Source organism: uncultured Aquimarina sp., from assembly GCF_947492115.1.
In the GTDB taxonomy this organism is placed as follows: Bacteria; Bacteroidota; Bacteroidia; order Flavobacteriales; family Flavobacteriaceae; genus Aquimarina.
The window spans coordinates 386,381-396,761 of record NZ_CANLMM010000003.1 but is presented as its reverse complement, the minus strand read 5'-3'; the positions used below and the strand labels follow the sequence as shown (position 1 = coordinate 396,761).

Here is a 10,381-nt window from a genome sequence, read left to right as displayed (position 1 = left end):
TATTTAGAAATCTAATTTCTTAATCAAAAAGTTCTAACATCGATGTATCCCATAATTTGGAAACATGAAACTTAATTTTTTTACCAGTTCCGTAATTGGATTTTGTTTTGAGTTGAAGTTTGTAGTTATAGGTACTTCCCGTAAAACGGATGGCGATTTTATTCCAGAACCATCCATAATGTGCTTGTGTTTTTCGAATTTTATGCTTCGATCTCCCAAAAGTACTGATCGCAATTGCATGCAACAGAGCATATTTTCCTGCTTTTTCTTTCCCTACTTGTGCTACAATTTCAAAAGCTACTAAACCATCTAAGCCTTTAACAATATCATGCCATTCTCCATCCGCAGGAACACTATCAATAATATGAGTTCCTATTCTGGATTTCATTCCTAATGTTCCATTTACTTCGAAAGTGGTTCTCGGTTCTGTAGTTTGTACTCCTATAGAACCTGTTTTCTTAAAATGGAGCGCGTTTGTAACTTCTTTATCTGATATTGGAGTAACAAATGACAGTCCTTTGTCTCCTTCCTGGTTTAAATCTATACTCCATTGCGGTAACTCATCTTCAACATTCTCATAAAAACTAATAACACTATCTGATTCTTTTCCTTGGGGCGCTAATATGAGTCCGTCTTCCACACTTTTAGAAATTCCATCATCTATCTTATTAATCATAGAATCAATAAGACTGGCAAAATTACTTTCTTTCGGTCTGGCGCCTGCACTAAATAGTGCCTTCAGGCTTTTTCTGTTTAATAATTTTATTTTCATGTGTTTATACTATTCTTTTAGAGGTCACATGGAATTCACCATTAATCATTTTGCTGTATATCAAAAGTTTTGTTATGGCTTGTTTCACTTCAATCTTATTATAACTTCTTTATATCTTTTCAGTACTATTTTAACAGTGTTCATATCTTAAATGTCAGTACGGTATCTATATCTTTCTCTAAAGGTTTTTTAACCATATTTTCTTTAGTCACTTCTATCTTTTCAACTGGTTTGTTTTCACTGGAAATTTCTTTTTTTTCTGAATTATCTCCTTCTATGATATAATCAATTCCAACCTGCAGGTTTAATTGTTCTCTATCTGATGGTTCCTGATCACTTTCTTCGATATCTGCGTTAGAGTTGATATGATGTTTCGCTACAGGCGCTAAAATCGAAGAAGGCTTTGTAGAGCGAATGATTTCTCCTGGCTCATATACTTTTAAGGTAAAATCATTCATGTCTTCTTTAATAATGTGTTCTATATTTAGATATTCAACTTCTTGTATATACGGTAAATTCTCAATGTAACTCACCAGCATTCTAGGTTCTACAGCATCTCCAATTCCCTCGATATTGCTATTTTGAGTTGGTAAAGGACATAAATAATCGCTAATCGTTTCGTTTAGTTGATGAATATAGTAGCCACCATTATCATCTTCATAAAAGGAGACACTGCAATTGACCAATAACCATTCTACTTCAGGATTTTGAACGTTAATTTGTACAAAGGAATTGGACTTTTTCTGTAATAACTGAGCGATTTGAAACAATTCATTTCCATTAAAATAATGATGACTTTCTTTTTGCCATTTGGAGCTCAGAACAATCAATCTTACGCAACCGGCTTTGGGTCTAAAGTTATCATCCAGATTGGTACACTTTACGGCAATTACCTCATGAAAATATTGCAAGGTCAATCGTTCGTAATCCCAAAGTGTCACTGCTCTATCTTTATGGCGTATCCGTTCACTTACTTCAGAATATAGCATATCTTCTGTTCCTGGTAACTTTCCTCCATAAGATGGTGCAGGTTGAAGAACTTGTTTAAGACTAGGTATTTTAGTAGTGGTTTTCGCTATTGAAAAAGCTGGGATTTGCTTTCCTGCAATACCCAAGCTTTTAGAGATGCAAGTAGCAGTCACCGCATTTGTATACACTCCATTTAACTTTGGATATGTATAGGCTTTAGTTCTAGCGACAAAACGAATTGTAAAAACTTGATCTTTTTTAATATCCAGATGTTCCGGGATCCTCAATTCAATGATCCCAGATTTTGTCAGTTGATTTGTACTATCCGAGATAATATATTTTTTAGCAAGTGTTACACAATTTCCAGTTTCTTCAAATTGAAATAAAATATTATTGTGTTCAGATACAGAAGCTGAAGTTTGATTTTGTAAATCAAAAAACATAGAAAAACTTTCTCCTCTGCTCAATCCGGTTAATCCGATATAGAAATATCCTTCATTTTTATAATCAGCAAATAAGGTATTCTTATATACCTTACTATCGCTCACCACTTTTTGAACACCAAAAGGTGTAATATGTAAAAAGTCCCCTGCTACTGCCTCAGCATTATCATTGTCAGAAAAAGAATTATTAAAATAGATTATATCCTTAGCCTTATAGTCTAGGGATATTGCTTTTACCTTGGGTACAAACGGCTTATTTGGCAATGGTAACATCGTTTGATTAATAGCATTATATGCTGCAATTCTCGTATAGTTTTTTTGATACAATTCTTGCCCAAAAGCATAGTTCGGAGATGATAGGGTTAATTTAATAAATCCACTTTGGGAGTGTACAGTAAACTTCAAAGGATTCTGCAAACGATAATCTCTTGAGAACTCAAAAGGACCAAGGTTTTCTAAAGAGAATGTTCTCGAAGAATCTAATAGGGTACTTTCGTATCCTTCGGGAGTTCTGCAATCTTCAGTAGTAAACAGTTTTTCTTTTTGTTCGACATCTCCTTCTCTCGGAAACCAATATCCATTGGATAATGCTTGTATCGTTACTTCGAAAGAATCATTCGTAAACTCTTCTTCATATTCCTGATAATAGGTTTCAAAACCACCATAATCCTGTGGGACTGTTTCCCAATCTATATGAATATTTAATTGTGTAAGTTCTTTTTTAAAAAGTTCACTTTTCCCAATCATTATATAGCCTCCTTGTCCAGGAAGTGGCCCGAAAAGATCAAATGATTTAGTTAAAGGCATCTTGCCTATATTATTATAAATCGAAAGGTTTTTAATCTCCTTGACCTCAACTTCTAGACGAACATCTTCTAAGACTACACTTTTAAAAAAAGAATATGCATATATAGGAGCATACTCATCTAATTCGACCTTAATCATCGGCCAAACGGAGTGCTCTTTTTCTAAAGGTAAGGCTGTGATTGGAGGAGCCGTATTGCGTAGTGTAAAATGTAATCGAAAAGAATTCGAAGCTCTTTCATAAGAAGCATCATATAAAGAAACTTGCTCCCATCCTTTTACGGAGGTATACGAAATGGTAAATGCTGTTTCAAAAATTCTATTAAAAATGATATCTATGGGTAATCCTTTATTTATGACCATTTGATCCAATAACTTCCAAAAAATTGCTTCTGCAGCATTTTTTTCTAGAGTACAGGTAAGCGTTATCTCTCTATGTCCTTCTTCTAAAAATAGCACAGGAGAACCAATCATAAATCCTATATTAGTTATTGTTTTGGATGCTATTTTAGAATTTACTAAGGTATCCTGATCACCACCAAACAAAGCCCAACTATCTGCGGCCATATTCTTTTTGCCTTGCTCAATCAATTGGTTTTTAATCACACCAGAAATCATAGGAGCATCTGTCCCTGATTTTATAAAAGAGCTTTTATTGAAAAAAAGCGTTTCTAAAGAATGAATTCTGATAGGATCAAGCAACAATGTTTTATCGGTTTCAAAAAGTACTTCTTTTTTACTTTCAAATAATTTACCAGCTGATAACTTGGTACCCTCTGGAATTAAAATAGTGCTTGCCTGTGGAGCAATCTCAAAACAAACCACTGTCTTGGTTGGAATTGCTTTACTAACTGTTTGCTGAAGGATCTCTTTATAATAAAAATCAAGGTGTCGCTTAGATAATCCATTAAGGTGATTTTGTAACTTTCTATATAAAATAATAAACGTGATGTACATTGCATTATTCGGCAGGTGATTATCTCGTTTGAAAACAGATTTTCGTAAATATTTTTGAGTAAAGTTTTGAATATGGTAAACAGTTTTTTTGAATGTTTCTACAATTTCAGCAAGGTCAATATGCTTTTTTTTAGGAGGTGGCGGCTTTGAATACATCGCTACAGCTTCTGAAAAAGACTCCGGTTCTAGATGTTCCTCTTCCATGTTCTTTTGATATTCTGATGCATCCCTTTTTTGATAATCTAACACATCGGTAAGTATATTACCGATTTTATTGGCTAATCGCTCCTCATTGAAATCGATCAAATTACTTTTCCATTGCTGGATCTTTGCATACCATTTAAAGATAAGTTGTAAGGTTTTGGTATCATCCCCTTGAACCTTTAGATTATTTATTGGTTCTTGAATCATAGTTACCATATAAATGATAGGGTCTGCTTCTACCAGTGCTTTCCAATTACCATCTATTTGGTTTTCTGTATTGTAATAATTTATATGTTCCAAATAAGACGTAAGATATCCTAGCAGGTCTTCAAAGTACCGGTTATCTATTTTAAAATCCTGACGAATCAGTTGTTCATTTCTTCTCTGATGTTGTAGGGTTCCCTTTCGTCTTTCGATCATTAATTTTTAATACTTATAAATGGTTCTATACATTAAGAATGGTCATCAATAGATTTTGATAAATCTTCTGGATTTGAAGCTTTCCTTTTATACAATCGAGGTATATCAGTTCCTTCAATTTTATAATACGGAAACACCATATTAAATCTGGTATTTGTCAATGGAATCATATAATCCAGATGTATTTTAACAACTCCATCCAGATAATCAGATTCATCAAGATTGATCCTAATAAGTTTGATTCTAGGCTCAAATTTTATAATAGCAGTTCTTAGCATTTCTTTGATCAAATGAACTCTAGAATTTGAAATTGATTCAAACAAATAGCTATAGATATCAGTACCATATTTGGGGAGCATCATTCTCTCTCCAATGGAAGTATTTAGTAAAATATGTAATGACTGTTCGATATCTTTTTCATAAGATACCATATCTACTCCCAACTCTTTTTCTTTATGAAATGTTGGTGGAAAACTCCATCCTGTTCCTAAAAATGATGTTTTGTATTTCATGTGTTTACATTTTAGTCATTAATTTAAGTTCACCATTGAGCCACTGATATTCGTTTCTGCACTGCTACTAATATCACATCCACTATTACCACTCATAGAAACGGATTGATCTGCCGAGATAGAAATAGATCCTCCACTTACCGACACATCATTATCTGCACTTATGGTTATGGATGATCCTTGTATCGTAAGATCGTCGGCTGCTTTTATGGTCATGCTAGATTGACTTTCTACAGTAATTCCATCTCCATTCATCTGAATTTGATTGCTATTTTGATCCGTAATGGTAATTCCCTCATCCTGATCACTAATTACTATGGTATTATTATTGGGTGTTACCATTGTCATGACAATATTTTCATCATCAAACTGTATCTGAAGTTGGCTTTTTGTCATCAGCATTTTGATATAATTATTAGCATCTGCAATGTCTACGGGTGGTGGTAATGCTGTGCTATATACACTTCCTAGGATAATTGGAAATCGAGGATCGTTATTCATAAAACCAAGAATTACTTCATCTCCAACTTCTGGATAAAAGAAAGCCCCAATTCCATTACTTGCATAAAATGTAGACATTCTTGCCCAAGCTGTAGCCGTGTCATCATCCAATAATGGGATTTGAACCTCTACTCTATATTCTCCTCCTTCATCCTCATAAATTTGTTTTACAATACCGGTTTGCAATCCTCTAACTCCTTGTAACAAACCTGAAGCTTCGGGAGCTGTGGTGGTATTTTTTTGAGTGAACCAATCAACCGACAATCCTATTTTCACTTCGGTATGCCATTGTCCATCTTCTATAGTATGTGTTACCCCAGAAATAAAGGCATTTCCATTAAAGCGATCTCCAAGACCTTGTAATTGAATCAAACTATTCACTTTTGCCAAAGCTGACCCCTGAAATACAATCGTACCACTAAATCGTGATAATCTAGATTTTAATAATGCTGCATCTGCCCAAGCTTGTACAGAATCAGAAGTTATTGGTACGGATGTATTCAAAACATTAGTTACTGATAACACATCGCCTAAGGTTGATCCAGAAAGATTTCCTTGCTCATTAACTTTTGGTTCACTCGCGGTAACATTGGTTAATGCTTGATTATCCATATCCCATGAATTCCCTTCAACAGAAGAATACTGACTTACGGCATCAATCTGCGCATCTAATTCTATGATATCATATCCAAACTGTAGGCTTAACTCTGGATCACTACTCACATCGGGAGTGTCTACAGTTAAGGTTCCACTATCCGTGTATACGATCATTCCATTGACTTCTGCTCTACTGACTATAAAATCCCAATCAGTTGCATAGAATTGTACTACTTCTTCATGGATTGCCGTAGACGCTGTTACAGCGTTACTAAAACTATAATTTCCTGCAATTTGCTCAATAATGTCACTATCAGTACTATCTAAAAACACCGCATTTTTTCGACCTACTGTGGATGTAATTACCGCATCCTTACAAGTAACCAACAATTGTGATCCCGAACCATCGACTTTTATACTCTGTTTTGTTACAATTCCTTTAAAAACACTCGTATTTGTGGATTCATACCCTAAACTAATTTCAATTTCGGCACCTGGCGCAAAAGTATCCGCACTGGTTATTTCAAAATCTTGGGTAGCTGTATTTCCATCTAAAATGGTGATCTCAGCTTCTGCAATTTTATTAACTTCTTGAGTTGTTTTAATATCTAATATCTGATATGTATCGGGAATATCCGAACCTCCTGAAGTAATGGTAAAGGTTACCAAATGATTTCCTTCTACTATTGGTGAACTAGCCATAGGGGTATTTATTTAATTGGTGGTAAGTATATTTTTGTTCCTGGTGTGATGTCTCGAAAATTAAGAATATTGTTATACTTTGCTACATCAAGATAATAGCTGCTATCACCATATGTTCTAAAACAAATAAGTGGTAGTGTATCTCCATCTTTCACCTCTATCAAGTGTGTTAGATCAGGAGATTGATTATTTGCTTCTTTAGAAATAAGTTCTGCATCCACAGCTTCTTCAAAAGACACACTTAACTTTGCTCTAAGTGGCGTACCATCGCTTTGGAAAAAAGTATACGAAATACTCAAAGAAGTAAGTTTGCACTTAAAAACTAAGGTACCCCAGGAAACAATGAGATAATTAGGCTCATGAATATCTCCATTGTACGTAAAACAAACATCTTTAAAAGTTTGAATTTGATCATCGACAGGCACCTGTGAGTCTAATAAATTTTCAGTACTTACAGCTCCAGTAGCATCAAAATAAATATCAAATGATATTTTTTCGGGAGCTGTTCCTTTAAATTTTAAAGTAGTCCCTGGTGCTCCTTGCGACACTGTATTGTTATATGAAATACTATGTTCATGAGTATAGGATGCAGGATTTATCTGAACCGTACAATTAGAAATTCCCGATCCAGAATATTCATTATCAGAATATGCTATTATTTCCATCAAATCCTTTGACATCTATCGCTCCTTATTTTTTTCCAGTTGTTTTTTAATTTCTTTTTTACAAATCGAGGTGATCGATTTACGGATCTCATTCATATCCAAGTTGTCAGAAGATTTATTTGTGGCTTCTTCAACTTTGACTTTAATTACTAATTCTCTAATCTCTATTGGCATATTATATAACTAAAGAATAATCATATGTAAGTTCCAACGTCTCAATCACAATCTCGTTATTCATAGAGTTTAATGGTGAAAATTCCCATTTTACAGGCCATGCATTCACAAAACTCCAATTCTTAACAGGTGTTGAGTTTTCATTCATAAGACTTACGATTACTGTTTGTTTGATAATGGTAGTAGACAAACCACCAGCTAGTATTGCTTCGCACCATAATGATAGTGCAGAAACGCTGGTGGTCAATCCACGTTTAAGTACCAGGTTTTGATATTTTGCTCCAGTGGGAACCCTATGTTTAAAGCGGTTTTCTCCACCTTCTGCAATTTCTTCGACTCCCATTTCCATACTCATACCAGACACCTCTTTAAAAGAGGTATCTAATACTCCGAATTCTAACGGAAATGTGAGTCTGAAATAAAAACCAGTAATTGGATAATCACTCATAATTATCCATTAGCAATCGTTAATCCCTCATGGGCTAATTCCAAAGTTTCTACAGCCACTTCGCTAGCATCAGATTTAAGATCTGTAGCTGTAATTTTTGTAGGCCAAGCATTTGTAAGCGTCCAAGTCATTGTTGGCGCACCTGTTTGATCTAACAACTGAATTACTACCGTTTCTCTTTTGATAGTATTCATTTTTATAGAATCATACCATTTCCAGAAATTATTGTCTTTTACAAAAACCCCTTTCTTTAGAGTAACATTACCCGCTTTTGCGATACCTGGCATTTTAATAGTACTAAATGTCTTACTATCTCCATGTCTGTATTCTACTACTTGTGTTTCTGTCTCTAATCCTGAAACTTCCTGAAAAGAGGCCGTACTATCTTGTGAACCTAAATTTACGGTGAAATAAAACTTAGTTAACGGCCAAATTGCACCTTGTGCTGATCCATCATCTGCCATAATTGTATATTTTAAGAGTTAATTTTTATTAATTAAATTCCCTGATCATTAGGGGATACTTGTTTCGAAATTATCTATCCTTTTTGCATTTCTTGTTGGAACGTAATTTCTATGAATTCAGCTGGATGCGAAACTGCTACTTTTACAGCGACAATCATTTTTCCGTTCAGAATATCATCTCCAGTCATAGTGCTTCCTAATCCAACAGATACAGAAAAGGCGTCTGCAGGTTTCGGTCCTACCAGACCACCTTGATTCCATAATCCTGTTAAGAAATTACTGATCATACTTTTTACAGCTACCCATGTTACTGCATCATTAGGTGCAAACACGTAAGCACTTGCTGCTTCTTTTACCGACTGTTCGATATATATTAAAGTTCTTCTTACGTTGATATAGCGCCAATCATTAGAATTACCGTCTAAGGTTCTTGCTCCCCAAACCAACACTCCTTTACCAGGAAAAGCTCTAATTGCACAAACAGATTTACCATCTAATGGCATATTTAGATCCTCCTGAGCTTGGTGATCCACTTTTACCGCTGGAGCTATTACTCCTTGTACGCCAACATTTGCAGGAGCGATCCACACACCTTCATTGTTATCGACAGTTGTATATATACCAGCGATTGCTGCACTTGGTGGCATCAAGTTTAATTTCTCTAACATGTGTTTTAACAACAACTTATAAGAAGCACTTAAGTTTTTTAATACTCCATCAGCCTTTTCTTGTGTTATGCCATCTGCTGCAGGTTTTGCTGCAAACAAAGCATTAATGTATTTGTTAATAGGATTAGGTGTTGATGCTTTTGTTTTCGGGTCTGTAATAGCAGGAAACTCGGCCTGTAGCATTGTTTTTACTACATTATAACTAGCTACCGCTATATTTTTATAAGATATATCCGTTAATTGATTTACCGTAGTGTGCAACCAAGGATAATATGCTGCTGCATAACTATTGAATTTTGCTATGGTAGGTTCTACAGCATTTCTAAAACCTTCGACACTCGTAGTTCCTACCAAAGGCTCACTATATCCGCCTGGAATATCTAATATCGCTACTCGACTTGCTAATTCACCACAGTGATTAATCAGTTCTCCTTGTAAAGTATAGCATAATGCGTATTTTTTTGCAAGATCTGTTTCTGTAGTATCTTTTAGTTCTACTGCATCTGGAATCACGATCATTGTTGGCTCTGTTTCCTTAGATAACACTTGTAATGCATCTTCAAAAGGTTTGGTAGAAGCCAGTCCAGTAAGTGTATAATCATATCCTCCTGTAGAAACGATATAACATGTTCCGCCTCCATTTTCATAGAAGAAACGTACAGCACTATACAATCTGTAATTTACAGTAGTTGTATTTAATGCATATCCATTACTTCCGATAAGGAAATCAGGTGTGGATGCAGCTGCTGCAGGCGCCGCAGTTCCGGCATCCGTTGATTTCTTTTTTGGATCTGCTTTAGCATCTGCTTTAGCATCTGCAGCAGGTTTTGACGGAGTCTCAGCAATTGCTGAAACACTAAATTGAATTTGCGGAGGTTTACTTCCAAAAACCGCATTAAACTCTGCTAATGAAGTTATTTTAACCGCCTTATTTACTAAATCTTTACCATTATAATTGGTTTGTGCCGTAAATCCGATAAAAGCTGGAATCGCTGTGGGTACGGGAACAACCGCATTTCCAAAGGCATCCAATTCCTGGATATAAACCCCTGGTGTTTTCATTGCTGTTACTGCCATTCTT

Annotated in this window: 9 protein-coding genes; all 9 read right to left on the bottom strand. The window is 35.1% G+C overall.

Annotated elements, in window-relative coordinates; all coding sequences use genetic code 11:
* Window positions 1–19: 19 nt before the first annotated feature.
* Window positions 20–772, bottom strand: coding sequence for a hypothetical protein (locus tag Q1A73_RS11220; RefSeq protein WP_299605417.1), 753 nt, complete (start codon window positions 770–772; stop codon window positions 20–22).
* 140 nt (window positions 773–912) lie between these two features.
* Window positions 913–4,569 (bottom strand): hypothetical protein, encoded by a 3,657-nt coding sequence (locus Q1A73_RS11215; protein ID WP_299605414.1) that lies wholly within the window; start codon window positions 4,567–4,569, stop codon window positions 913–915.
* A 32-nt stretch (window positions 4,570–4,601) separates the two neighbouring features.
* Window positions 4,602–5,081, bottom strand: a complete 480-nt coding sequence (locus Q1A73_RS11210) for a GPW/gp25 family protein (protein ID WP_299605411.1) — start codon at window positions 5,079–5,081, stop codon at window positions 4,602–4,604.
* Window positions 5,082–5,099: 18 nt separating this feature from the next.
* Window positions 5,100–6,881: a type VI secretion system tip protein VgrG gene (gene vgrG, locus Q1A73_RS11205; protein WP_299605408.1), complete on the bottom strand. Its 1,782-nt coding sequence runs from the start codon at window positions 6,879–6,881 to the stop codon at window positions 5,100–5,102.
* Window positions 6,882–6,889: 8 nt separating this feature from the next.
* Complete coding sequence (locus Q1A73_RS11200; protein WP_299605405.1) at window positions 6,890–7,561, bottom strand: LysM peptidoglycan-binding domain-containing protein; 672 nt, start codon at window positions 7,559–7,561, stop codon at window positions 6,890–6,892.
* Complete coding sequence (locus tag Q1A73_RS24595) at window positions 7,562–7,720, bottom strand: DUF5908 family protein (protein WP_366141451.1); 159 nt, start codon at window positions 7,718–7,720, stop codon at window positions 7,562–7,564.
* A gap of 1 nt (window position 7,721) precedes the next feature.
* On the bottom strand, window positions 7,722–8,168 hold the full coding sequence (locus Q1A73_RS11195) for a phage tail protein (protein ID WP_299605403.1): 447 nt from the start codon (window positions 8,166–8,168) through the stop codon (window positions 7,722–7,724).
* A 2-nt stretch (window positions 8,169–8,170) separates the two neighbouring features.
* Window positions 8,171–8,632, bottom strand: coding sequence for a phage tail protein (locus Q1A73_RS11190; protein WP_299605401.1), 462 nt, complete (start codon window positions 8,630–8,632; stop codon window positions 8,171–8,173).
* A gap of 74 nt (window positions 8,633–8,706) precedes the next feature.
* On the bottom strand, window positions 8,707–10,377 hold the full coding sequence (locus tag Q1A73_RS11185; protein ID WP_299605398.1) for a phage tail sheath C-terminal domain-containing protein: 1,671 nt from the start codon (window positions 10,375–10,377) through the stop codon (window positions 8,707–8,709).
* Window positions 10,378–10,381 lie beyond the last annotated feature (4 nt).